Genomic DNA, 23,760 nt, shown 5'->3' on the forward strand with positions numbered 1-23,760 from the left:
ATTTAACTCCAACAATGAGTGACCAGTTAATTCTCGCTCTAGACCAAGGTACAACATCGTCAAGAGCCATCTTATTCAATCACAGCGGAGAAATCGAATTTATCTCCCAAAAAAATTTTGAACAGATATATCCAACTCCCGGATGGGTAGAACATGACCCAAATGAAATTTGGTCTTCACAGATTTCCGTTGCAGCAGAAATTATCGCAAAAGCAGGGATTTCAGGGAGAGAAGTTGCTGCCATCGGAATTACCAACCAACGTGAGACTACCATAGTTTGGGACAGGGAAACCGGTGAACCTGTTTACAACGCTATCGTGTGGCAAGACCGAAGGACATCTAAATATTGTGATGAATTAAAAGAACAAGGCTATGCAGAAATTATTAAAGAAAAAACAGGCCTTGTTTTAGATGCTTATTTTTCAGCAACAAAATTAAAATGGATTCTTGACAATATAGAAGGAGCAAGAGAAAAAGCAGAAACCGGAAAATTGTGTTTTGGGACAGTTGACACCTGGCTTATCTGGAAACTGACACGGGGGAAAATGTTTATTACCGATGTTTCGAATGCCAGCAGAACTATGCTTCTCAACATCCATACTTTAGAATGGGACAATGAATTATTAAAATTATTTAATATTCCAAGAACTATTCTTCCTGAAGTAAAACAAAGCAGTGAAGTGTATGGAGAAACTGCCACTACTCTATTTTCAACAAAAATTCCAATTGCAGGAATTGCAGGAGATCAGCAGGCAGCATTATTCGGACAAATGTGCACGATTCCCGGAATGGTAAAAAATACTTACGGAACAGGCTGCTTCCTTTTAATGAATACAGGAAAAGAAGCTGTTTTATCAAAAAATAATTTATTAACAACTGTTGCATGGAAAATAAATGGAGAGGTAAATTATGCTTTGGAAGGAAGTGTATTTGTTGGCGGAGCAGCCATTCAATGGTTAAGAGATGGTTTAAAATTAATTCAGTCAGCTGAAGAGGTAAATACTTTAGCACAATCTGTAGAAGATAACGGTGGAGTATATTTCGTTCCTGCTCTTACAGGTTTAGGAGCACCTTATTGGGATCAATATGCTCGCGGAACAATCGTAGGCGTTACCCGCGGAACAACAAATGGCCATATCGCAAGAGCAACATTAGAAGGCATTGCTTTTCAGGTTTACGATATTGTAAAATCTATGGAAGCTGATTCCGGTACGGAGAGCTTAGAATTAAGAGTTGACGGTGGGGCTTCAGCAAGTGACATTCTCATGCAAATTCAGTCAGATATTTTCGGATTTAAAATTACAAGGCCAAAAACATTGGAAACAACTGCTTTAGGAGCAGCATATCTCGCCGGGCTTGCAGTTGGATACTGGAAAAATATTGATGAAATTCAATCTCAGTGGATTGTGGATAAAAATTTCCAGCCCCAATTGGAAAAAGAGAAAGTGGATAAAATGGTCAACACCTGGAACAAAGCCGTTCAGCGTTCTCAAAACTGGATTGAAGATTAAGTATTATCTAAAAACAAATTAAAACTATGACTCCATTTATTGCAGAAATAATAGGCACGATGCTGATGATACTTTTAGGAAACGGCGTGGTGGCAAACGTTGTTTTAAAGGGCACAAAGGGAAACAATTCCGGATGGATTGTAATTACCACCGCTTGGGCTTTAGCAGTTTTCGTCGCTGTTACAGTTGCGGGACCTGTGAGCGGGGCACATCTGAATCCTGCGGTAACTTTAGGGTTGGCCATTGCTGGAAAATTTTCCTGGGATTTAGTTCCAACGTATATTGCCGGAGAAATGATTGGAGCAATGTCGGGCGCATTTCTGGTCTGGCTTTTCAATAAAGATCATTTTGCAATTACTGAAGATGAAGGTGCAAAATTAGCGTGTTTCAGTACAGGACCGGCTATTAGAAACCCTTTTTCAAATCTTATCAGTGAAATTATCGGAACTTTTGTTCTCGTATTTGTAATTTTCTATTTTGCAGATCCGAGTCTTACTTTACATAATGATCCTAATGCAAAAATCGGCTTGGGAACGGTAGGAGCTTTGCCTGTCACCTTATTGGTTTGGGCAATCGGGCTGTCTTTAGGCGGAACTACAGGCTATGCAATCAATCCTGCTCGTGACTTAGGACCAAGAATCATGCACGCTATTCTTCCTGTAAAGGGGAGCAGCGATTGGGGATACGCTTGGATTCCGGTTATAGGGCCAGTTTTAGGAGCAACCATTGCAGCTTTATTGTATGGATTACTAAGTTAATTACAGACAGTTTAAATAATGAAAAAATTACTAATTTTTTGCCTGGTTCTACTAGGCATAGGGAATCTTTTTGCCCAAGAAAATATAGAAAATCAAGAAAACGGCAGATTAGATTTTACGGTAACCCTTCAGAATAATCACCTTTGGAGAGGATTAATTATCACTGATAAGCCCGTTGTCATGGGAAATCTCTCTTACGCTTTAGACAAAAATAAAAAATGGAAGACCGGGATTTGGGGAGCATCTGCTTTGACCGATGATAAAGACGGCACACATTATAAAGAGATCAATTATTATGTTCAATATTCCAACGGCAGATTCTACATCGGGTTGTGGGACTTGTTTAATTCAAGAAGCATCAACACAGAAATTGCTTCTGATGATATTTTCAATTATTCAAACAGAAGAACAGCTCATATTATTGATTTAAGAACTATACTTTCGGAACAATTTTTCCATTAAATATCGAAGCGGATATCATGCTTTACGGTGGAGCCAATGCAGGTGAAATTGTTTTAGAACAGGATGGAACTTATAAAAAGAATAAATATTCAACATATATTCAGGTCAGTTATCCTGTTATTAAAGATAAAAAAGTAAATCTTGATGCCTTTATAGGAGCAGGATTTGCATTAAATAATAAAAATTTCCTGTACGGAAACGGAAAAAACAGTTTTGATCTCGTAAATGTAGGTTTAAAGACGAGCAAGTCATTAAAAATTACAGAACATTACAGCCTTCCGGTTTTTATGATGGCGATGTGGAATCCTTCGAATAAATATTCAAGAATACAAATTGCTGCAACTGTATTTTAAATAAAAATGGTAAGAAATTTAGAAACCATTCCAGTTTTGGGATGTTTTTTTTGTTTTGCTTAATTAAAATAGTCTTCAACAAACTAATCACCGTATTTTTACGGTGTAATTTTTGCTTGGATATCCTTAATTTTGATAAAATTTTAAATATGAAAAAAGCTTTCAGTTTACTTATTATATGTATCAGCATATTATCTTTTGCTCAGGTCAAAGTACCTTTTGTAGGTAAAAGAAGTTTTAATACTATCGAAGGATACAGCGGGACAGGGACTCCTGCTTATTATGTTGATGTGAAGAAAAACGGCGATGTACATTTTGGATATGTACAGGTAAATCAGGCAAACGGAACTGAGACCACCGAAGAGATCAATGTCGGGAAATACAACACAGGCGTGATGAAAGTTCAGTTTAAAAAATTTAACGAAAACTTTCTTATAAAATTTAACAAAGAAAAAATCTACCTGACAGACGAAGCCGGAAACATTATAAAATCTGAAGACTGCTGTTCCGTAACTGAAGCCGAAGAGTCAAGCTGTATTTGTGAAAGCGCATTTTATCAATAATGAAAATATTTAAACTTTTATTGATATTCTTCATTATCGTGTCTTGCAGTAAAAAAGAAAATCATCTCTACACATTTTATTACTGGAAAACCAAAGTGGCTTTAAACAAAACAGAAAAAGACGTTTTGGATAAAGCTACTGCTCCATATTTATATACCAGATTTTTTGATGTTGATAAAGTTAAGGGAAAATTTCAGCCTGTCGGAGTGATTACGAAAGACAAAACTTTTGAAACCGAAAAGCAAATTGTTCCGACAGTTTTTATTACCAACCGAGCTTTTCTTTATATTACAAAAGAAGAAATCACTTTTCTTGCCGAAAGCATTCAGGATTTAATCCAAAAAAAAACAAAAGAATATCATTTTAAAACGAATAATGAAATTCAGATAGATTGTGACTGGACAGCAGGAACACGCGATGATTATTTTAAATTTTTAAAAGAGTTAAAAAGAATTTCAGGAAAAGAAATCACGTGCACACTTCGTCTTCATCAGGTAAAAGATAAAAATCAGACAGGAATTCCACCTGTTAGTAAAGTATATTTAATGTGCTACTCCACTTCTTCACCTTTGGAAAACTCTGATAAAAATTCAATTCTTGATAATAATATTCTGAAAAGCTACCTCTCTACAATTGAAGATTACCCTATCAGAAAAATTGACGTCGCCCTTCCGATTTATTCTTGGGGAATTGTGACAAATCATTTGGGAAAGCACAGACTGATTAATGCTTTATCTCAAAAAGATTTAGATAACCCTGTTTTTAAGAAGATATCTGAAAACGAAATCGAAATCCAGAAAGACGGATTCTATTTTGGAAATTATCTCAATAAAGGCTTTAAGATAAAAATTGAAGAAATTTCTGACGAACAGCTTAAAGAGGTTATCAATTTCCTGAATAAAAAAATACCGCCTTTTACTATTATTTATTATCAATTAGACAGTAAATTTGTAAATAATCAGAATTTTAATTTTTAAGATTCCGACATTTAACTTTCAAAAAACACCACCATTTATATGAAAAAGTATATCCTTCCATTTGCCGTGCTTTCACTTTTCTATACAAAATCTGAAGCATGTGCATGGTCTGACCCTGATTATGATTATTTCAATCTTTTCACACAGACTATCATTAAAGACAAATCTTACTTGCCTTTTTTACACAGCTATTCTACAAGGTTCTATACGGAATACAATCCTACTCTGACTGCTCAGATTCCTGATGAAAATATTGAGTCATGGAGAAGGTATTTCAACAATCAGCTCAGCTATACCGAAACTTCTTTTTTGGTGAATAAAATGAGCATGACTGATTTGAATGAACTAAAAAAAGGAAATCCGAATAATCAATTATTAAAAAAACTGGGATTTGGATTTTATCAAAAATATGCAGAAGGAATTGATTATTTGATCGAAGCCAAATATCTGGAGCCTTACATGAAAATCAATTATGTAGAAAGTGCTGATTCATTTTATTATCGTGAAAATCAAAATGATAAAAATGCGACCAATTTAGATTATAACAAAACCATTACAGCATTAACATCATTATACAATGCAGCCAAAAATCAGGAAATAAAACAGCGATATGGTTTCCAGCTTATCCGTTTTAATCATTACACAAGAAACTATGATGCAGCGGCTCAGGCTTTCAACACATATGTTGCTCCGATAAAACTGAAAGGTGCTCCCTACATTATGTCACTTGATCAACTTGCCGGTGCACAGAGAGGGTTGGGAATGAACAATGATGCCAATTGGAATTTCTTCCAGGTTTTCAAAGACAGTAAAAGCCGTAAAGAATCTGCATTTGTTTCGATGAAACTTTCGGATACCGCTTCTTTTAATAACATCCTAAAAAGAGCAAACACCGATGACGAAAAAAATATGGCCTATTTCCTTTTGGGTTATGAAGATTTTACCAATCCTATTCCTTTGATGGAAAAAATGTATGACATCAACCCTGATTCGGAAATTCTGAAAGTAATGGCTGCAAGAAGTATTAATGAAATTGAGAGAAGTTATCTTCCAACTTATTATTATGCTTCTGATGATAATAATTCAGATGTTCAAACAACAGCTCTAAATAAATCTTCTGACAAAACCACAACTGAAACTACCCAACCAAAAAAAGAAGAGCTTTCTTTCTGGCAAAAAATTGTAAGATTTTTTAAAAACCTTTTTGGAGGTTCAAAATCTGAAAACGTAAATAAGGCAGACCAAAGTGATGATGAATTACTTGATAATCCAAACAGGATTCCTGTTTTCTCTAAAAACAATGCTTATTATTGGTCTGAAGATGATAAGCAAATAGACTTTTTAGCTGATTTAGAGAAATTTACAGCTAAAACAAAAGAAAAATCAAAAGATGAATATTGGCAGATTGCAGATGCTTATTTGAAATTCCTGAAAAAAGAGTATAAAGCAAGCACTGAAATCTTAGTAAATATAAAAACCACCAACCCTGAATATCTTGAGGAAATCAAAAGAATGAAAGTTCTTAACGATATTGTTTCTCAACCAAAAATCACGGCAGAATACGAAGATCATTTAATGAAAGACTATTCTGAGTATTTCATCAAAAAGGAAGTCAAAAAAGATACTGCAAACACCAATTATGATTACTATGGAGACGTACCGTCGACAGCAGATTTCCTGAAAGATGTGATGGCTAATCGCTATTTTCTACAAGGTGAAGACGGAAAATCTTTCTTGATGAATAATAAACTTTCTGATCTTCAATATAATCCAAATTCAGGTTTGGTGAAAAGTGTAGAAGAGTTTTACAGAAAGCCTAACAAGACCCGGTTTGAACAGCAAATCATTGCAAAAAACATGGATGATGTCGGAAATATAGATTCTTTTTTCAATGTGATTTACGGAGACAGAGCGATGAGAACGGCTGATTTTGACAAAGCCAAATCTTATTATGAAAAAGCTCAAAGCTTTACAGGTATCCCAAGACTGAATTACGATTGGAGTGGAAATACACAAAAAATTACACCACGTCAATATTCTGTTGCAGAATATAACGGATTTAAAAATATTTCAAACCTTATATTCGGATATAATGTTTGGGAAAGTTTTGAAAGTGCGGATAATCAAAGCATGCAAGCAGATGATTACTCGGCATTCCCTTTCATTAAACCAACTATGAATAAACTCGAATTGGCAGATGCATTAATTCAGCTTAAAAAAATCGGAAACGGGACTGATGAAAAAGCGGCAAAAGCGAACCAGTTTATTGGTAACCTTCTTTACAACACCTCAATTTTGGGCTATTACCGACAAGTTTTTGTTATGGATGTTGATAATAGTAACGGAGGAAAATACGACTTTTGGAGAACAGACAGAAAAAATCCATACAGATATTATTACAAAAACTTCCTTGATACTTCTTACATTGAACCTGACAATTTTGATTTATCTATAGATTATTACAAAAAAGCACTTCAATATTCAAGCAATAAAGAACAAAAAGCCAGAGTTCTTTTCCAAATGGCAAGCGCTGAACAAGGAAAGTATTATCAGTATGAAGCTAAAAACCCATCAGACGTAAGCTATTCTGACCCGAAATGGTCTGAGAAAAATGATGCTTATCAAAAGCAATTGGACAATATCAAAAACCAAAAATACAGGACTTATTTTGCACAGCTAAAAACTCAGTATGCAGATACGGAAACAGCTAAAAACCTAATGGGAAGCTGTTCTTATTTTGGATATTTTATGAAAAGATAATTTTATTATTTTTAATAAACAAAAAAAGGAATCAATATGATTCCTTTTTTTGTTTCTGAAGCCATTCTTCATGCTTCTTCTTAAAATTCTCATACTTATAGTCCTGATTCCTCTTTGCAGCATCTATGGAATGTGACGTATGGATATCCGTATCTTCTTCTGCCAAATCAGATAGCTTTTCGTAATAGCAATGCAGTTGATCCAATTCTTTTTCAGTAAGCTCCTCAATGTCCACAATCCTATTACTCGCCTTTTCATTAGCGGCAATTAACTCATTTAATTTTATCTGAATAGCTTTTGAATCTTTATTCTGAGCTTTCTGAATCAGAAAAACCATCAAAAAAGTAATAATTGTAGTTCCGGTGTTGATAACCAGCTGCCAAGTTTCAGAATAATCAAAAACAGGCCCTGAAACAGCCCAGATTACAACAATAAGTGTCGCCCCGATAAAAGCATATGAACTCCCTGTAAATTTGGTTGCCCAATCTGAAAACCTTTCAAAGACGCTTTTACTTTTATTAGCCATTTTTAATATTTATAAAAATCAAGCAAAAACTCCGCCGAAATCAGTTGAGTAAAAAGGTAAAGGTTGATTGGCGGTTTTTAAAGTTAGAAAATAATACTGATGGAAAGATTAATATAATACGGTAAATATAAAAAGTAAAAATCCGTCCCAAAAAGGAACGGATTTTTATATAATCACGGCTTAAGTGCTCGTTATCACACTTTAATTTCTACATCTACACCTGAAGGAAGTTCTAATTTCATTAGAGCATCAACAGTTTTAGAAGAAGAAGAGTAGATATCCATCAATCTCTTGTGAGCTGATAATTGGAACTGCTCTCTAGCTTTCTTGTTTACGTGCGGAGATCTCAACACAGTGAAGATTCTCTTATTTGTAGGTAATGGAATTGGTCCGTTTACAACAGCACCAGTAGCCTTTACCGTTTTTACGATTTTCTCAGCAGACTTATCTACTAAGTTGTAATCGTAAGATTTTAGTTTTATTCTGATTCTTTGTGACATTTCTTTAATTTAAAAATTAACCTTTTGCTTTAGCTATGATTTCTTCAGCAACGTTTTGTGGAGTAGCCTGGTATTTCTCTAATTCCATAGAAGAAGTAGCTCTTCCTGATGAAAGTGTTCTTAGAGTTGTTACATATCCAAACATTTCAGAAAGTGGAACAGAACCTTTGATTACAACAGCACCATTCTTTTCTTCCTGACCACTGATGGTACCTCTTCTTTTGTTAAGGTCACCAATGATGTTACCCATATATTCTTCCGGAGTTACAACCTCCAGTTTCATAATAGGCTCCATAATTACTGGCTTAGCAGCACGTCCCGCTTCTTTAAATCCTAACTTAGCAGCCATTTCAAATGAAAGAGCATCAGAATCCACTGCGTGGAAAGATCCATCTTTAAGAACAACTTTAATACCTTCAACTTCGAAACCAGCCAAAGGACCGTTTTTCATTGCCGCTTTAAAGCCTTTTTCAATGGCAGGAACAAATTCTCTAGGAACGTTACCACCTTTGATCTCATTGATGAACTCTAAACCTACTTTACCTTCGTCTGCAGGCCCTAATTCAAATACAATATCAGCAAATTTACCTTTACCTCCAGATTGCTTTTTGTAAACTTCTCTGTGGCTGGCAACTTTTGTTAAGTTTTCTTTGTACTCTACCTGAGGTTGTCCTTGGTTTACTTCAACTTTGAATTCTCTCTTCATACGGTCAACAATGATATCCAAGTGAAGCTCACCCATACCAGAGATAATCGTTTGTCCAGAAGCCTCGTCAGTTCTTACTGTAAACGTTGGATCTTCTTCAGCCAATTTAGCTAATGCATTACCCATTTTATCCTGGTCAGCTTTAGTTTTAGGCTCAACAGCGATACCAATTACCGGATCAGGGAAAACCATCGATTCCAGAACGATTGGGTTTTTCTCGTCACACATCGTATCACCGGTTTTGATAGATTTGAATCCTACCGCTGCACCAATATCACCAGCCTCAATATATTCTACCGGGTTTTGCTTGTTAGCGTGCATCTGATAGATTCTTGAGATTCTTTCTTTATCTCCTGAACGAGTGTTCAAGATATAAGAACCTGCATCTAATCTTCCAGAGTATGCTCTGAAGAATGCTAATCTTCCCACGAATGGGTCAGTAGCAATCTTAAATGCTAAAGCCGAGAAAGGCTCGTTTACGTCTGGTTTTCTTGTAATTTCAGCGTCAGTTCTTGGGTCAGTACCTTTGATATCATCTTTATCCAGTGGAGAAGGCAAGTATTTACATACTGCATCCAACATAAACTGTACTCCTTTATTTTTGAATGAAGAACCACAAGTCATTGGGATAATAGATAAATCAATGGTAGCTTTTCTAAGAGCTTCGTTGATTTCGTCTTCAGAGATTGAATCCGGATCTTCGAAGAATTTCTCCATCAAAGTCTCATCGTAGTCAGCAACAGCTTCTACTAATTTTTCTCTGTATTCTAAAACTTCATCCTTCATGTCTTCAGGAATTGGCACTACTTCGAAAGTAGCTCCTTGTCCCGCTTCATCCCAGATGATAGCTCTGTTTTTAATTAAGTCTACTACACCTTTGAAATCCTCTTCAGAACCGATTGGTAAAACGATTGGAACTGCATTAGATCCTAACATTTCTTTAACTTGTTTTACCACGTTAAGGAAGTCAGCACCCTGTCTGTCCATTTTGTTTACAAATCCCATTCTCGCTACTTTGTAGTTGTCAGCAAGTCTCCAGTTTGTTTCAGACTGAGGCTCTACTCCATCTACTGCAGAGAATAAGAATACCAATCCATCTAATACTCTTAAAGATCTGTTTACTTCTACTGTGAAGTCAACGTGTCCCGGTGTATCGATAATGTTGAAATGATAAGGTTTAGTTTCCGGTAGAGGTTTTCCTTGATCAGTTGGAAAGTTCCAAGAACAAGTAGTAGCAGCCGAAGTAATAGTAATACCTCTTTCTGCTTCCTGCTCCATCCAGTCCATTGTAGAAGCACCATCGTGAACTTCACCAATTTTGTGGTTTACACCTGTATAGAATAAAATCCTTTCTGTAGTGGTAGTTTTACCGGCATCGATATGCGCAGCAATACCAATATTTCTTGTAAATTTAAGATCTCTTCCCATTTCAGATTAGAATTTAAAGTGTGAGAACGCTTTGTTAGCTTCCGCCATTTTGTGAGTATCACTCTTCTTTTTGTAAGCAGCACCTTCTTCTCTGGAAGCAGCTACAATTTCGTTAGCTAATTTCAAAGCCATAGACTTATCATTTCTAGCTGTAGAATATTTGATTAACCATTTCATTGCCATAGAAATTTTTCTGTCAGCTCTGATTGGCATAGGAATTTGGAAGTTAGCTCCACCTACTCTTCTAGAACGTACTTCTACGTGAGGCATTACATTAGTAAGTGCATCTTTCCAGATTTCTAGTGCAGTTTTTTCGTTATCTCCTTTTTTAGTCTCCACGATGTCTAATGCATCATAGAAAATTTTGAATGCGATTGACTTCTTACCGTCAAGCATTAAGTTATTTACGAATCTAGTTACCAATTGATCATTAAATTTCGGATCTGGTAACAACGGTCTTTTTTTCGCTTTTGTCTTTCTCATTGTTTCTGTACCTTATTTAATGATTATTTTTTCTTTCCTTTTGCAGGAGCAGCAGCTGCCTGCCCTGGTTTAGGTCTCTTAGCTCCGTACTTAGATCTTCTCTGAGTTCTTCCATTTACACCAGCTGTGTCTAATGCACCTCTTACGATGTGGTAACGTACTCCCGGTAGGTCTTTCACCCTTCCGCCTCTAACCAATACTATCGAGTGCTCTTGAAGATTATGTCCTTCGCCCGGGATATAGGCATTCACTTCTTTACCGTTAGAAAGTCTTACCCTTGCTACTTTTCTAAGTGCAGAGTTAGGTTTCTTCGGTGTAGTAGTATATACTCTCGTACATACACCACGTCTTTGTGGACAAGAATCAAGGGCAGCCGATTTGCTCTTCTTGGCAAGCGTGGCTCTTCCTTTTCTTACTAATTGTTGAATAGTAGGCATTTAATTGCTTTTTATTTTAGGGTGCAAAAATAGTAATAATTTTTTAATCTACAAGTAGTTATACAGAAATAATATTTTTTATTAAAATTTTATTAATATCAGGACAACGTTATGAAGCCCAGCACTATTCGACAATTTTAATTTTCACATTTTTATTCCAGTTAAAGTTTTTAAGAACGAAACCCCGAAGCCGTTCTTTATACCCTATTATCATGTCTAAACTTTTCCCGGCTAATCAAAAATTGTCACCTTAACGTGTTTATTCCAGTTAAAATTTTTTATATTTTCTTTTAATTGTTTATGAATTTTTGAGTCAATTGAATAAATAATCACATGATCTTTGGCAACAGTTATTGTATTATCAATCTTTAGTTCCGCAACTTTTTTCCAATTCTTAGGAACATATCCCATTAACCATTCTTCATACACAATGGCTAATTCATATTTATTCTCAATACTATATTTTGTAAGGAAATTTTCGAAATTCTGATCAAATTCTTTTTCTTTTTCATTATATGGAATTGTTTCAACCGATGCCAAACCTGCAAAATCAAGAAGATGAATATCTGAAAAATAACAAATAGCCCCAATATCATTTGCTACGACTTTTGAAGTGTTATAATATTTACTTAAAAATTTTCCGGATTGCACTTGCTGTTCATAGATATCATCACTTCCACTTACGATCATTTTATGCCCATAACCCGATTTGTACAACATCAGTACTATATTTCCAAGAATCAAAACAGCCATAGCCCAATCGCTTTTAAAATATCCAATCGGATTAGCAAAAAAGGATTGTAATTTTGGAATAAATACCATTGCAAATCCTACCATCAGATAGGCTTCATATCTGAAAAACCCTCTAAAGTTTCCAAATATTCCATGTAATAGCAATGTTATAGCACAAATATACAGAAGAAAGTTATTTTCTATTATTTGTTTAAAAGAAAGCTTTCTCTTATAATCTCTAAAAGTAAAAACAGCAACCATAAGCAAAGGGAATAATCCTACCTTATAGAAAGTTACATTCAAAAATATTTTTGATAAAAGATGGACAATTTGTGATACATAATTTCCGGAAAAGTCAATAGAAGTTCCTTTTACTACCACCGAATTAGGAAAAAAATACCCAACTTCCCGGTAATTAAAATATCCAAATATTAAAATAGGAATAAAACCAAACAAAATAACTAGCAAAGCATGTTTAAATCTTTTAAGACATATAAACAAGAGAGCAAATGCCACAAAGTAAAACATACTTTCAAATCTTATAAGTCCTAGTAAAGCTATCGTAAAATAGAACCAATATGCCGCATTTGAATCTTTAAAATCTTGCTTAATCCATTTTTGGAAAAAGAAAATATTGACAATAATTACCATAACTTGTAAAACATGTTCCATTCCGGACATAATCTGCAATTGAATGACCGCAAAAAAAAGAGTAAAAAGAGTAGCAATTACCACATTCCTGCTCTTACTCAAATATTGAGAATAGTATTTATTTAAAAAGTAAACACAAAAAACAGAACATATCATATTAAAGATCAACGGAATCAGCTCATTGTTTCCGAAAATACGAATCAAAACGCTTAAAATAAATGTAAACATCGGAGATGAAGATGAGGATGAAAAACGATATTGAGTCATTCCCCAAACCTTGTGCAATGCAAAATTCTTAGCAATTGCCAAATGAATATAGGCGTCATCTAATATGTAGGTAAAAAAATTCTCTGTTCTGGATAACATTATCATTATATAGATAAAGCAAATTCCTAAAAACAGCCCTAGAGTTATAAGTAAACTTTTCATATCATCCGCAATATTAGGGAAACTTCTTCAAATTATTTTTAAAAATCCTTATATAGTTATCATCTATCACCTTTTAAAGCAATTCGGCACGATATTTCTTACCTTTATGCTATAAAAAAATAAACTTATGAAAAATGCGAATATTATCGGTTTGAAAGAAGCCGATTGCAAAAACATTTCAGAAAAATTAAATATCCTTTTAGCCAATTATTCTATATTTTACCAAAATACAAGAGGTTCACATTGGAATATTAAAGGTGATCAGTTTTTTACACTTCATCCAAAGTTCGAAGAACTTTACAACAGTTTAGTATTAAAAATTGATGAAATTGCTGAAAGAATTTTAACTTTAGGAGCAACTCCGGCACATAACTATTCAGATTATCTGAAAGTTGCAACTATTAAAGAAAGCCAGGAAGTAACTGACGGAACTAAAAGCGTGGAAATTATTCTTAATTCTTTTAAAGTTGTTATTGATTTACAGAGAGAGCTTTTAGACATTACAGATAAAGCCGGGGATGAAGGTACAAATTCTCAAATGAGCGATTATATCACAGAACAGGAGAAAGAAGTTTGGATGTACAACTCTTATCTTGGAAAGTAATTAGAAAAATATCATTGAAATATTATAAAAATCGTCTTACATTTAGGCGATTTTTATTTTTAATTTGTAAATTTGCGTTAAAATTACACAATTATGCACGACGTACGATTAAACTCCATTCTAGATAATGATTTTTATAAAATTACCATGCAAAATGCAGTGGTAAAATTATTCCCCGGCTCAATAGTAAAATATGAATTTATCAATAGAGGAAAACATCAATTTCCAGAAGGTTTTGATGTTGCTTTAAGAGAAGCTGTTAATAAAATGGCTGAACTTAAATTAACTAAAGACGAAAAAAAATTTATGGCAAGAACTTGCCCTTATATTGATTTGCCTTATTTAGATTTCCTTGAAGGCTATCACTATGATCCATCAGAGGTAAAAATCATACAAACAGGAAGCGATCTCTGTGTTATTGTAGAAGGGCTTTGGTACAGAACTATTCTTTGGGAAGTGCCATTATTGGCTTTGATCAGCGAGCTTCATTACGAAATGAATCACATGGAAAGAGATTCTAATGAAATTGTAATCAGCAAAACTCTGGAAAAAGCAGATTCGTTAAAAAAGCTGGGCGTTAATTTCGCGGAATTCGGGACAAGAAGAAGACACTCTTATAAGGTTCAGAATTTGGTTATGGAAGCTTTAACCCAGAAGAAAGAATCTACATTCATAGGAAGTTCAAACGTACATTTCGCCATGAAATATGGTGTAAAACCTATCGGAACACATGCTCACGAATGGTTTATGTTCCATGCGGCAGAATACGGTTTCAAAATGGCCAACGAACTAGCCCTTGAGCATTGGGTTGACGTGTATAGAGGAGATTTGGGAGTTGCTCTTTCAGATACTTATACCACTGACGTTTTTTTCCAGCAATTTGACAAAAAATTTGCTAAGCTTTTTGATGGAGTTCGTCATGATAGCGGTGATCCTCTTGAGTTTGCAGATAAAACAATTGCACACTATGTAAACAACGGAATCAATCCCTTATTTAAATACATTATTTTTTCTGACGCTCTAAACCTTGAGAAAGTGGAAGAAATCACCAATTACTGCAGCGGAAAAATCGGAATTTCGTTCGGAATCGGAACAAACCTTACAAATGACGTTGGTTTAAAACCAATGAATATTGTCATGAAATTAATCGGGGTGCAAGCTTCCAACAAAGAATGGATTCCTACCGTAAAACTTTCAGACGAACATGGAAAATACACAGGAGATCCTAAAATGATAGAGCTCGCAAAAGAATTTTTAAGAATAAAAGATTAATACAATGAAACAAAAATTTATTTTGATATTCTCTCTTTTCGTAGCCATATTTTCGTTTGCTCAGGAGCAAAAAGAAGCTACAAAATTTAATCAGGAATTAGCTACAAAACTAGGAGCCGACCAATACGGAATGAAACCCTACATTGTTGTAATGTTGACAACCGGAACTACAAAAATGGAAGATAAAGCTAAAATGGGAGAATTAATGAAAGGGCACATGAGCAATATTCAGAGATTGGCGGATGAAGGTAAAATTGTAGTTGCCGGCCCGTTTTTCGAACAAAACAAACAAAACTTTCGGGGAATGTTTATTTTCGATACCAGATCTAAAGAAGAAGTCGAAAAATGGGTAAAAACAGATCCTGCTGTAAAAGCCGGAGTTTTCGGATATGAGATTTTCCCTTGGTACGGCTCAGCAGCATTGCCAATGTATTTGGAACATCATAAAGAGATTTCAAAAGAAAATCCTTAATCATGAGCTTCTACAGCAAATTTTCCGAAAAGGACTTAATTGAGTCTTATAACAACCAGATTGATTACCAAGGAAAACCGAGCGAAGAGCTTTTACAAGAAATCTCACAAAGAGGCTCAATCGATGATTTTATTAATAAAATTGAAAATCAAAAATTGGTATTGAATGAACGTAACAGAATTATTCGTGAAATTCATCAGCATTATTTTAATAAATTTTCAAAACAAGAATGTCTTTTATTGCTAAGCTCAGACATAATACCTCATAAAGAAATGGAAACTCTGGTAGATGTAAAATACAAAGATATTCATTATAGAACCGAAAACTTAAAAATAGATTCTAATACTATAATAAGCAGTTTTGCTGGAGCAATTGTTGCCTCAATTGTAAGTACTATAGTTATATTATTCCTTCTTATAGCTATCAACTCTCTAATAGTCTTTAATTTCTTTCTATTAGTGCCTATGTATATAATTAATTGTTTTGTTATTTAGATTCTTCACTAATAAAACAAGAGATAATTTAGCTGTTTTTATTGCAACTTTTACGGCTACCCTTTTAAACTGTTTATATTTTTTTCTTTTTATATACTTTAATTAAATAAATAATTAGATTTATATAAAATAAACAACCATGAAAACCATAGAAGAAGTCCTAAAAAAGCTAGACGAAATTATCATCTGGGCTAAAGAAAATAAAAGCCCACTCGGATATTTCGCCTGTACTTACAGAATTATGACCGCTCAGGTTCTCAAAGGAATTCAGCAGAAAAAATTTGAGGACAATTCAAGAATGACTCAGCTTGATATCGCTTTTGCAACCCGCTATCTTGAAGCCTGGGATTCTTATTCAAAAGGTCTGAAATGTACAAATTCCTGGTATCTGACTTTCGAAGCAACAAAAAACAAAGATCTTCTGATTTTACAGCATATCTTTTTAGGAATAAATGCTCATATCAATTTAGATCTGGGAATTTCTGCCGCATCAGTGATGCCCTACAGAAAAATCAATCCGTTGAAAAAGGATTTTGAAAACATTAACAACATCATCTCTTCTATTAACCAAAAAGTACAGGATTCTTTAAACCAAATCTGCTATCCTGTCGATTTGATTGATAAAATTTCTAACGGAAAAGATAATGCAATCTTAGATTTTGCTATTTCAAAAGCAAGAGACACCTCTTGGGCAACAGCAGTTATTGCTTCAAACACTCCTAATTTTCTAAAAGAATCAGTCATAGGAATTGTAGATTATGCTGCCGCAAAAGTTGCTTCACAAATTTTAAATCCAAAAATACTTACTCCTGCCCTGACGAAAGAATTAAAAAAATGTGAAAGCAGTGATATTGTCAAGAATATTGAGATTTTAACATCTACAAAAACCACCTGATTTTTTTTATACAATCTAAATAATGTTACGGTTTCCCATAATAAAAATGAATTTTACTTTTTGTAATTTTGAAAAATGGAAATGACATATTTGATTATCGGATTTATCGTTGGAGGAATTCTAGGAGCAGTTATTTTATATTTTATGCAAAAATCTTCTACGGTTTCAAGAATTTCTTATGATGAATTAAATAATTTACACATTAAAAGTAATTCTGATTTAGAAAACTCCAACCTTAAAATTCAGGAACTCAGCCAGGCGATTAATAAAGAAAAAGAAACCAATCTACTACAAACAGATTCATTGAATGACCTAAAAAATGAGTTTGCCAGAATATCAGCAGAACATTCTTCTTTACAATCACAGTTTTCAGAACAAAAACAGCTAAACCTAAAGCAAACTTCTCAGATTGAAGCTCTTTTAGCTGAAAAACAACATATTTTCGCTAAAAATTCTGAGCTTTCGGCGATTAATGAGAGCCTGCAAAAATCTCTTGAAACTCAAAAAGAAGAAATCACTAAAATTCAGGAAGAATCAAAATTACAGTTTGAAAATCTGGCCAATAAGATTTTAGATGAAAAAACTGAAAAATTCACCACTTTAAATCAAAATAATTTAAAAAATATCCTTGAGCCTTTTCAGGAAAAGATTACCGATTTGAAGAATCGTGTCAATGAAGCCTACGAAAAGGAAAATAAAGAACGTTTTTCTCTGGCTGAAAAGGTAAAGGAATTAGCAGAACTGAATCAGCAAATTTCAGAAGATGCAAAAAAGCTGACAAGAGCATTGAAAGGCGAAAGTAAAACACAGGGAAATTGGGGTGAAATGATTCTTGAAAGTATTCTTGAAAAATCAGGTTTAGTAAAAGGGAGAGAATATTTTCTTGAGCATGAACTTCGCGATGAAGACAACAAAGCCCTGTTTTCGGAATTTTCAGGTAAAAAAATGCGTCCAGATGCCGTTGTGAAATATCCGGATGACAGAAATGTAATCATTGATTCTAAAGTTTCTTTGACCGCTTTTACGGAATTAGTGGATGAAACCGACCAAGATGTTTATCTGATGAAGCTCAATCAACATTTAGGCTCAATAAAAAATCATATTACGCAACTAAGCCAAAAAGCTTATGATGATTATGGGAAATCTTTGGATTTCGTAATGATGTTTATTCCGAGCGAACCTGCATATATTGCTGCAATGCAAGCTGATCAAAACCTCTGGAATTACGCATACGAAAGAAGGGTTTTATTATTAAATCCCAGCAATTTAATCACTTCTTTAAAATTGATCGCTGATCTTTGGAAACGTGAATACCAAAATAGAAACTCAATGGAAATCGCAGAAAGGGGAGCTAAATTGTATGACAAATTTGTAGGGTTTGTAGATAATTTGGAAAAGGTAGGAAAAAACTTAGATCAGGCTAAAAATACATATAACGAAGCTTACAAACAGCTTTCTACAGGAAATGACAATTTAGTTATTCAAACTCAGAAACTGAAATCATTAGGAATCAAAAATAAAAAGGATTTACCACAAAGTATGATTGATAATTCACAAATTAGCTTTGAAACGACAGAAGAATAAAATAAACTCACAGGCCTCAGATTAGTTTCTGAGGTTTTTTATTAATTATTTAAAAATAAATTTTCCATAATTTTGTGATATGTTAATAGAAAGTTTTCAAAACGATAAAATAAAAAACATCACAAAACTCCTTACAGACAACAGATTTCGTAAAAAATCTAAAGTATTTGTCGTTGAAGGTCAGCAGGAAAACGAGAGAGCTCAGAAATATGATTTTGAACCTGTCGAATTTTTTATTTGTGAGAATATTTTTAAAGGCACCCTCCCGACAAATAAAATCCATTACGTGAGCGATAAAGTTTACGAAAAAATAGCTTACAGAGGAAGTTCTGAAGGGATTATTGGTGTTTACAAAACAAAAGAAGCTAATCTTAATCATTTTAAGCCGAAAGAAAATTCAACCATAATCATTGTTGAGGGTGTTGAAAAACCCGGAAATCTAGGCGCCATTTTAAGAAGCTGCGAAGCTTTCGGGATTGATGCTCTAATTGTAACAGATACAAAAGCTGACTTTTATAATCCGAATGTTATCAGATCAAGCGTAGGATGTCTTTTTGGCATGGATGTTTTTCAGGGAGAAAATGAAGAAGTTCTGGATTTTTTGAATAAAAATACCTTCAATATTTATACAACCATTATGGATGAAAGTTCAGAAAACATTTTTAAAAGAAATTTTAAGCAAAAATCTGCTGTCTTATTCGGAACGGAACATTCAGGATTAAGCGATTTCTGGCACGGAAAAGGAAAAAACACATTAATACCAATGACTGGAAGTATAGACTCTTTAAATCTTAGCAATGCCGTGGCAATTACATGCTATGAAGCATTAAGACAGAAGAGTTAAAAAATGTAAAGATATAAAATAAAAAAACCGCATCACTAAGTGAGCGGTTCTTTTATTTTTAGTAGATTGTTACTAATTATTTTTTAGCAGCGTCTACAGCTTCTTTAGCATCTTTAGCAGCTCCTTTAGCAGCATCAGCAGCTCCTTTAGCAGCGTCAGCAGCAGCACCAGCAGTAGCTTTAGCAGCATCAGCACCAGCAGCAGTAGTAGCAGCAGCAGCATCTTTAGCAGCATCTACAGTAGCAGAAGCAGCAGAATCAACAACAGTAGCAGCAGAATCAGCTACAACAGCAGCAGAATCAGCAGTAGCTACAGCAGCAGAGTCAGCAGCGTTAGCACCTTCAGTAGTTTCAGTTTTTTTACAAGCAACTAAAGAGATTGCAGCGATAGCAGCTACGAATAATGACTTTTTCATAATAAATTAAATTTAATTTTGTTAATATTGTTTTATAAAATTATTTTCTGTTCGTTGATTTGAACAAGACAAAGGTATAGCAGATAGAAAATTTGTTTAGGAAAAATAATTGTAATACCTTTGTAAAATAGTTTTACAAATAAACATAACTGAAAATCAATAATTTAATTATTTTAAAATAGTTTGACTGATTTAGACTTATTACACTTTGAGCAACTAAAAAAGGAGGTGCAAGCTCAATACTTAAAAGAATACACACCTTCTTATGATGATATTTCAAAATGGAAGGGGATTGATATTATCTATTTCCAGGAAGATCTTCGAAAAAAAGCTAAAGGGAACATTAGCGAAAAATCTTTTTATACCTATTTCAAAAATTCACCGGTTACAAAATTACCAAGAATCGATATGCTCAATTTATTGAGTATTTATGCAGGTTACGACTCTTGGTATGAATTCAAAAAACAGCATCTTTTCGCAGGAGAATTACTACAGGATGATCAGCCTCTCAATGATGAAGATCTAAAAGAATTAGAAAAATTGACAGCTAATTCACCTAACGTCCCAGAAAATGAAATTTTATCTAAAAGAGCAGAGCCTAATACTCCTGAAAACAATAATTTACAAAAAATAAACACTGAAAATCAGGAACTTAAACAAAATTCAGTTTCTATTGAAAAGCTTCAGAACATTCAATCCGTAACCCGAAAAAGAAACTATCAGAAGACTGCTTGGATAACAATTACTTCAGCTTTTGTCGTTTTGTTAGGACTTTTGGGTTTCAAAGATGAAATTTTTTCAAAAAAATATAAATATTGTTTTACTGATGCAGACAGGGGTGTCAGTGTAATTAATACTTTAGAAATAAAAGTTATTAAAGAAAATGAATCCCCTATTCTTTATAAAATAAAACCTGGTGAATGTTTTTATTATTCAACAAAGGATAAAAATTTAAAAATGCAAATCAGTGCACCTTTCTACGAATATTTAGAAGTAAACCGAAGTCTCGAGAATGCACCTGAAGAAGAAATGATTGAGCTGAAACCTGATGATTATAAAATGGCTGCTTATTATTTCTCAATAAAAGACGTAACAGGAGCTCCGAAGGAAGAGCAATTAGCACTTATCAAACAAAAAAGAAATCAATTAGAAAACTTAATCAGCAACAATGCAGTAATTTACCAGGTGTATGACAACAAAACCTACGGAATAGAAAGATTAGACAAACAAAAATATATTACACTGGTAACAACACCCACTACCTCATTAAAAAATTTAAGTGTAATTGAAATGAAAAAAGACATTAAAGGAAAAATAGTATCTATCAAATTTAAAATTGCAACCACAGATGAAAAGAATCAATAAACTTTTAACCTTTATAATTTTACTTCTAGCTTTTATTTCCTGTAATAATAAAAAGCCTGAGGTTAGCGATCTTGACAAGCTTAGAAACAGCAACAATACAAAAACATATCCTGCGGTACAGATGGACAGCATGCAGGCAATTAATTCCATTACCAAACAAAAAGTACAGGAACTTTTAGACCTTTCTACACTTTATCTTTCCGGGAACCGGAATACGGAAATCGATACAGTCATCTATTCTCAGATGGAAAGTTATTTCCATAAACCTGATTCTATGACTTTCAAAAACCTGTTCAGAGAAATGGACAGTCTGAAAGCGAAAAGCGTAAAAGTAAACAGCCTGGAGGTGTATAAAGAGTTTTATAAAAAAGACACCCTGGATTTCGCAAAATTCAGTGTAGAATATTTCGACAGCAAGAAAAAATCATTAGGAACATTTGAGAAAAATGCACAATATATTTTGCTTTCCAGTCCAAAAGTCAACAATGAGTTTAAATTCTACTTCTTAGATTTTTATTCTAAACCCTTGAAAAAAGACAGTACATCTGTCGGTGTCACCAAATAATCTAGGGGAATATCATTTTCCCAGATATCATCGATAATTTCGGAAGGATTAAAATAATTTACGCCTATTTTTTTTGACTCTAAAGATATGCTTTGAAAGAAACTGTCATAAAATCCCTTTCCATACCCTACTCTATTGCCTTTCTCGTCGCAGTATAATAATGGTGTAATGACAAAATTAAAATCTTTTTCCCCAGAATCTTCATTAGAAACAGGTTCAGGAATTCCCCAATGGTTTGTATCGAAAACCATATTTTCAAAAATTTCAATATTAATTAACTTATCCACAACTATTTTTGGCACAAAAACTCTCATATTTTGCTTTAAAAAATAGGTGATGAATAATTGAGTATTAATTTCATTTCGTTCTAAAATAGGCAAAAAAATATGTGCCTTGTCGCCATCTTTTAGTTTAAAATAATTAATAAAATTCTCAAAAATTTTTTCCGATAACGAGAAAGCCTCATCAGAAGATAAGGCTTTTCTTTTTTGCATATATTTTTTTCTAAGCTCAGCTTTTAACATAATTATTATACGTTTTCAGCTTGTAAAATTTTATACAACTTATCAGATAAACGAACTCTGAACGGAAGCTCAAAAGTGATCTGATCTCCTTTTTTTGCCGTTTCACAAGGACCTCCATTGGCATAAATTTCAGTAATTGTAATTTCTTGCTCCCCAGTTGTTGGCCCTGAAATCAATACTTTGTCACCCAGCGAAAGCTCTTGGTTTTCAATTAAAAACTGTGCAATTTTTGATTTTGTGAAATAATGCTCTGCTTTTCCAATCAAAATTTTTTTAATTTTAATTTTCTGGCGTATATCCTTCGTTTCAGCTTTTGCCAAAGGTTTATTTGGCAAATCTCCCGATTTTTTAAATTTCAAAACATCAGATTTTCCTTTTCTGAAAACTTTATTTCCAACCTGCAATCCTTTTCTTAATGCAACTTGTTCTTCCCAAGGCAAATGTATGGTATCCAAACATTCCGTTGAACAACAGTTTTCCATTGTCGCTTTACAATCATCACATTGGATAAATAATAAATGACAAGCATCATTAGCACAATTCGTATGATTGTCACAAGGCTTTCCACATTGATGACATTGTGCAATAATATCGTCTGTAATTCTTTCTCCTAACCGATGGTCAAATACAAAATTTTTACCGATGAATTTACTTTTTATTCCTTCTTCTTTTATCTGGCGCGTATATTCAATAATTCCGCCTTCCAATTGGTACACATTTTTAAAACCCTGATGTTTGAAATAGGCACTGGCTTTTTCACATCGGATTCCTCCTGTGCAATACATCAACAGGTTTTTATCTTCTTTAAAATTCTGTAATTGCTCGTTGATAATCGGTAAACTTTCTCTGAAGTTTTCTACATCAGGCGTAATCGCACCTTCAAAATGACCCACTTCACTTTCATAATGATTTCTAAAATCAACAACAATAGTATCCGGATCTTCAAGCAGATTATTAAATTCCTGAGCTTTCAAATGGATTCCTTTATTGGTAACATCAAAAGTTTCGTCATTCAATCCATCGGCAACGATTTTATGTCTAACTTTTATGGTTAACTTTAAAAAAGAGTGATTATCTTGTTCAACTGCTACATTCAAACGAATCCCTTTCATGAAGTCATACATCTCCAACGTATTACGAAAAGCCTCAAATTGGTCTGCAGGAACACTCATCTGAGCATTAATTCCTTCATGGGCAACATAAATACGGCCAAGTGCATCAAGTGCGTTCCAGGCTATAAATAAATCATCGCGAAATTTTTTGGGATCTTCAATTTTGGCATACGCATAGAAAGACAATGTAAGGCGTTCCTTACCGGCTTCATCAATAAGTTGAGCTCTTTCTTCTGCGCTTAATGTGTTATACAGTTGCATGCTATAAACGTTTTAAGTGAGAAAAATATTTTTGCAAAGATAAGAATTTTCAATTAAGTATATTTATCTGATAAAAT

25 protein-coding genes are annotated in these 23,760 nt (G+C 33.8%); 16 read left to right on the plus strand and 9 right to left on the minus strand.

The genetic code is table 11. The annotated features are described in order from the left end of the window. The first annotated feature begins 14 nt into the window (after positions 1 to 14). The 7 genes from glpK (at position 15) to ACM39_RS09960 (ending at position 7,384) form a co-directional block, all read left to right on the plus strand. Positions 15 to 1,511: a glycerol kinase GlpK gene (gene glpK, locus ACM39_RS09935; protein WP_048510878.1), complete on the plus strand. Its 1,497-nt coding sequence runs from the start codon at positions 15 to 17 to the stop codon at positions 1,509 to 1,511. A 26-nt stretch (positions 1,512 to 1,537) separates the two neighbouring features. Further along, a complete protein-coding gene (locus ACM39_RS09940) occupies positions 1,538 to 2,269 on the plus strand; it encodes an MIP/aquaporin family protein (RefSeq protein ID WP_048510879.1) in 732 nt (243 codons plus the stop codon). 18 nt (positions 2,270 to 2,287) lie between these two features. Continuing rightward, positions 2,288 to 2,731 (plus strand): hypothetical protein, encoded by a 444-nt coding sequence (locus ACM39_RS19440; RefSeq protein WP_228377094.1) that lies wholly within the window; start codon positions 2,288 to 2,290, stop codon positions 2,729 to 2,731. Between the two features lie 17 nt (positions 2,732 to 2,748). After that, on the plus strand, positions 2,749 to 3,084 hold the full coding sequence (locus ACM39_RS19445; protein ID WP_228377095.1) for a hypothetical protein: 336 nt from the start codon (positions 2,749 to 2,751) through the stop codon (positions 3,082 to 3,084). Between the two features lie 149 nt (positions 3,085 to 3,233). After that, positions 3,234 to 3,647, plus strand: coding sequence for a hypothetical protein (locus tag ACM39_RS09950; protein WP_048511007.1), 414 nt, complete (start codon positions 3,234 to 3,236; stop codon positions 3,645 to 3,647). Beyond that, on the plus strand, positions 3,647 to 4,624 hold the full coding sequence (locus tag ACM39_RS09955) for a hypothetical protein (RefSeq protein WP_048510880.1): 978 nt from the start codon (positions 3,647 to 3,649) through the stop codon (positions 4,622 to 4,624). The genes ACM39_RS09950 and ACM39_RS09955 overlap by 1 nt, the downstream gene beginning before the upstream one ends. Before the next feature lie 39 nt (positions 4,625 to 4,663). Then, a complete protein-coding gene (locus ACM39_RS09960; RefSeq protein WP_048510881.1) occupies positions 4,664 to 7,384 on the plus strand; it encodes a hypothetical protein in 2,721 nt (906 codons plus the stop codon). 31 nt (positions 7,385 to 7,415) lie between these two features. Here ACM39_RS09960 and ACM39_RS09965 read toward each other — a convergent pair whose 3' ends face one another. From ACM39_RS09965 to ACM39_RS09990, 6 genes are all read right to left on the minus strand, one after another. Further along, a complete protein-coding gene (locus ACM39_RS09965) occupies positions 7,416 to 7,910 on the minus strand; it encodes a low affinity iron permease family protein (RefSeq protein ID WP_048510882.1) in 495 nt (164 codons plus the stop codon). 194 nt (positions 7,911 to 8,104) lie between these two features. Further along, positions 8,105 to 8,410 carry a 30S ribosomal protein S10 gene (gene rpsJ / locus ACM39_RS09970; RefSeq protein WP_002661363.1) on the minus strand — a complete coding sequence of 102 codons (306 nt, stop codon included), beginning with the start codon at positions 8,408 to 8,410 and terminating at the stop codon, positions 8,105 to 8,107. Between the two features lie 16 nt (positions 8,411 to 8,426). After that, positions 8,427 to 10,544: an elongation factor G gene (gene fusA / locus ACM39_RS09975; RefSeq protein WP_048510883.1), complete on the minus strand. Its 2,118-nt coding sequence runs from the start codon at positions 10,542 to 10,544 to the stop codon at positions 8,427 to 8,429. Between the two features lie 6 nt (positions 10,545 to 10,550). Next, on the minus strand, positions 10,551 to 11,027 hold the full coding sequence (gene rpsG, locus ACM39_RS09980; RefSeq protein WP_048510884.1) for a 30S ribosomal protein S7: 477 nt from the start codon (positions 11,025 to 11,027) through the stop codon (positions 10,551 to 10,553). Between the two features lie 23 nt (positions 11,028 to 11,050). After that, complete coding sequence (gene rpsL, locus ACM39_RS09985; protein WP_002983146.1) at positions 11,051 to 11,464, minus strand: 30S ribosomal protein S12; 414 nt, start codon at positions 11,462 to 11,464, stop codon at positions 11,051 to 11,053. Between the two features lie 231 nt (positions 11,465 to 11,695). Beyond that, positions 11,696 to 12,877: a hypothetical protein gene (locus tag ACM39_RS09990; protein WP_410470246.1), complete on the minus strand. Its 1,182-nt coding sequence runs from the start codon at positions 12,875 to 12,877 to the stop codon at positions 11,696 to 11,698. 526 nt (positions 12,878 to 13,403) lie between these two features. Between ACM39_RS09990 and ACM39_RS09995 the strand changes: the two genes are divergently transcribed. From ACM39_RS09995 to ACM39_RS10025, 7 genes are all read left to right on the plus strand, one after another. Beyond that, positions 13,404 to 13,880 carry a Dps family protein gene (locus tag ACM39_RS09995; protein ID WP_048510886.1) on the plus strand — a complete coding sequence of 159 codons (477 nt, stop codon included), beginning with the start codon at positions 13,404 to 13,406 and terminating at the stop codon, positions 13,878 to 13,880. 93 nt (positions 13,881 to 13,973) lie between these two features. Beyond that, complete coding sequence (gene pncB / locus ACM39_RS10000) at positions 13,974 to 15,152, plus strand: nicotinate phosphoribosyltransferase (RefSeq protein WP_048510887.1); 1,179 nt, start codon at positions 13,974 to 13,976, stop codon at positions 15,150 to 15,152. Positions 15,153 to 15,156: 4 nt separating this feature from the next. After that, entirely contained in the window at positions 15,157 to 15,624 is a 468-nt protein-coding gene (locus ACM39_RS10005) for a YciI family protein (RefSeq protein WP_048510888.1), read from the plus strand. A gap of 2 nt (positions 15,625 to 15,626) precedes the next feature. Continuing rightward, positions 15,627 to 16,118: a hypothetical protein gene (locus ACM39_RS10010; RefSeq protein ID WP_048510889.1), complete on the plus strand. Its 492-nt coding sequence runs from the start codon at positions 15,627 to 15,629 to the stop codon at positions 16,116 to 16,118. Between the two features lie 139 nt (positions 16,119 to 16,257). After that, the gene (locus ACM39_RS10015; RefSeq protein ID WP_048510890.1) at positions 16,258 to 17,013 is read left to right on the plus strand and encodes a DUF5995 family protein; all 756 of its coding nucleotides are present in this window, start codon (positions 16,258 to 16,260) and stop codon (positions 17,011 to 17,013) included. Positions 17,014 to 17,088: 75 nt separating this feature from the next. Further along, positions 17,089 to 18,597: a DNA recombination protein RmuC gene (rmuC, locus tag ACM39_RS10020; RefSeq protein WP_410470247.1), complete on the plus strand. Its 1,509-nt coding sequence runs from the start codon at positions 17,089 to 17,091 to the stop codon at positions 18,595 to 18,597. A 79-nt stretch (positions 18,598 to 18,676) separates the two neighbouring features. After that, the gene (locus ACM39_RS10025; protein ID WP_048510891.1) at positions 18,677 to 19,441 is read left to right on the plus strand and encodes a TrmH family RNA methyltransferase; all 765 of its coding nucleotides are present in this window, start codon (positions 18,677 to 18,679) and stop codon (positions 19,439 to 19,441) included. A gap of 76 nt (positions 19,442 to 19,517) precedes the next feature. On the opposite strand, the gene ACM39_RS10030 is transcribed toward ACM39_RS10025, so the two are convergent. Further along, on the minus strand, positions 19,518 to 19,856 hold the full coding sequence (locus ACM39_RS10030) for a hypothetical protein (protein WP_048510892.1): 339 nt from the start codon (positions 19,854 to 19,856) through the stop codon (positions 19,518 to 19,520). A 183-nt stretch (positions 19,857 to 20,039) separates the two neighbouring features. Between ACM39_RS10030 and ACM39_RS10035 the strand changes: the two genes are divergently transcribed. Together ACM39_RS10035 and ACM39_RS10040 are read left to right on the plus strand one after the other, a co-directional pair. Beyond that, positions 20,040 to 21,221: a hypothetical protein gene (locus ACM39_RS10035; RefSeq protein WP_048510893.1), complete on the plus strand. Its 1,182-nt coding sequence runs from the start codon at positions 20,040 to 20,042 to the stop codon at positions 21,219 to 21,221. Continuing rightward, the gene (locus ACM39_RS10040) at positions 21,205 to 21,786 is read left to right on the plus strand and encodes a hypothetical protein (RefSeq protein WP_048510894.1); all 582 of its coding nucleotides are present in this window, start codon (positions 21,205 to 21,207) and stop codon (positions 21,784 to 21,786) included. Before ACM39_RS10035 ends, ACM39_RS10040 begins: the two co-directional genes overlap by 17 nt. Here ACM39_RS10040 and ACM39_RS10045 read toward each other — a convergent pair. Both ACM39_RS10045 and ACM39_RS10050 read right to left on the minus strand, forming a co-directional pair. Then, entirely contained in the window at positions 21,735 to 22,280 is a 546-nt protein-coding gene (locus tag ACM39_RS10045; protein ID WP_262483798.1) for a 5-formyltetrahydrofolate cyclo-ligase, read from the minus strand. The genes ACM39_RS10040 and ACM39_RS10045 overlap by 52 nt on opposite strands. Positions 22,281 to 22,315: 35 nt before the next feature. Continuing rightward, positions 22,316 to 23,683, minus strand: coding sequence for a rhodanese-related sulfurtransferase (locus tag ACM39_RS10050; protein WP_048510896.1), 1,368 nt, complete (start codon positions 23,681 to 23,683; stop codon positions 22,316 to 22,318). Between the last annotated feature and the right edge of the window lie 77 nt (positions 23,684 to 23,760).

The organism is Chryseobacterium sp. FH2, assembly GCF_001045455.1.
In the GTDB taxonomy this organism is placed as follows: Bacteria; Bacteroidota; Bacteroidia; order Flavobacteriales; family Weeksellaceae; genus Chryseobacterium.

Bases quoted from the DNA above. Each gene is read 5' to 3' on its own strand.
- glpK (WP_048510878.1), top strand. From the start codon at position 15: ATGAGTGACCAGTTAATTCTCGCTCTAGACCAAGGTACAACATCGTCA.
- ACM39_RS09940 (WP_048510879.1), top strand. From the start codon at position 1,538: ATGACTCCATTTATTGCAGAAATAATAGGCACGATGCTGATGATACTT.
- ACM39_RS19440 (WP_228377094.1), top strand. From the start codon at position 2,288: ATGAAAAAATTACTAATTTTTTGCCTGGTTCTACTAGGCATAGGGAAT.
- ACM39_RS19445 (WP_228377095.1), top strand. From the start codon at position 2,749: ATGCTTTACGGTGGAGCCAATGCAGGTGAAATTGTTTTAGAACAGGAT.
- ACM39_RS09950 (WP_048511007.1), top strand. From the start codon at position 3,234: ATGAAAAAAGCTTTCAGTTTACTTATTATATGTATCAGCATATTATCT.
- ACM39_RS09955 (WP_048510880.1), top strand. From the start codon at position 3,647: ATGAAAATATTTAAACTTTTATTGATATTCTTCATTATCGTGTCTTGC.
- ACM39_RS09960 (WP_048510881.1), top strand. From the start codon at position 4,664: ATGAAAAAGTATATCCTTCCATTTGCCGTGCTTTCACTTTTCTATACA.
- ACM39_RS09965 (WP_048510882.1), bottom strand. From the start codon at position 7,910: ATGGCTAATAAAAGTAAAAGCGTCTTTGAAAGGTTTTCAGATTGGGCA.
- rpsJ (WP_002661363.1), bottom strand. From the start codon at position 8,410: ATGTCACAAAGAATCAGAATAAAACTAAAATCTTACGATTACAACTTA.
- fusA (WP_048510883.1), bottom strand. From the start codon at position 10,544: ATGGGAAGAGATCTTAAATTTACAAGAAATATTGGTATTGCTGCGCAT.
- rpsG (WP_048510884.1), bottom strand. From the start codon at position 11,027: ATGAGAAAGACAAAAGCGAAAAAAAGACCGTTGTTACCAGATCCGAAA.
- rpsL (WP_002983146.1), bottom strand. From the start codon at position 11,464: ATGCCTACTATTCAACAATTAGTAAGAAAAGGAAGAGCCACGCTTGCC.
- ACM39_RS09990 (WP_410470246.1), bottom strand. From the start codon at position 12,877: ATGTCCGGAATGGAACATGTTTTACAAGTTATGGTAATTATTGTCAAT.
- ACM39_RS09995 (WP_048510886.1), top strand. From the start codon at position 13,404: ATGAAAAATGCGAATATTATCGGTTTGAAAGAAGCCGATTGCAAAAAC.
- pncB (WP_048510887.1), top strand. From the start codon at position 13,974: ATGCACGACGTACGATTAAACTCCATTCTAGATAATGATTTTTATAAA.
- ACM39_RS10005 (WP_048510888.1), top strand. From the start codon at position 15,157: ATGAAACAAAAATTTATTTTGATATTCTCTCTTTTCGTAGCCATATTT.
- ACM39_RS10010 (WP_048510889.1), top strand. From the start codon at position 15,627: ATGAGCTTCTACAGCAAATTTTCCGAAAAGGACTTAATTGAGTCTTAT.
- ACM39_RS10015 (WP_048510890.1), top strand. From the start codon at position 16,258: ATGAAAACCATAGAAGAAGTCCTAAAAAAGCTAGACGAAATTATCATC.
- rmuC (WP_410470247.1), top strand. From the start codon at position 17,089: ATGGAAATGACATATTTGATTATCGGATTTATCGTTGGAGGAATTCTA.
- ACM39_RS10025 (WP_048510891.1), top strand. From the start codon at position 18,677: ATGTTAATAGAAAGTTTTCAAAACGATAAAATAAAAAACATCACAAAA.
- ACM39_RS10030 (WP_048510892.1), bottom strand. From the start codon at position 19,856: ATGAAAAAGTCATTATTCGTAGCTGCTATCGCTGCAATCTCTTTAGTT.
- ACM39_RS10040 (WP_048510894.1), top strand. From the start codon at position 21,205: ATGAAAAGAATCAATAAACTTTTAACCTTTATAATTTTACTTCTAGCT.
- ACM39_RS10045 (WP_262483798.1), bottom strand. From the start codon at position 22,280: ATGCAAAAAAGAAAAGCCTTATCTTCTGATGAGGCTTTCTCGTTATCG.
- ACM39_RS10050 (WP_048510896.1), bottom strand. From the start codon at position 23,683: ATGCAACTGTATAACACATTAAGCGCAGAAGAAAGAGCTCAACTTATT.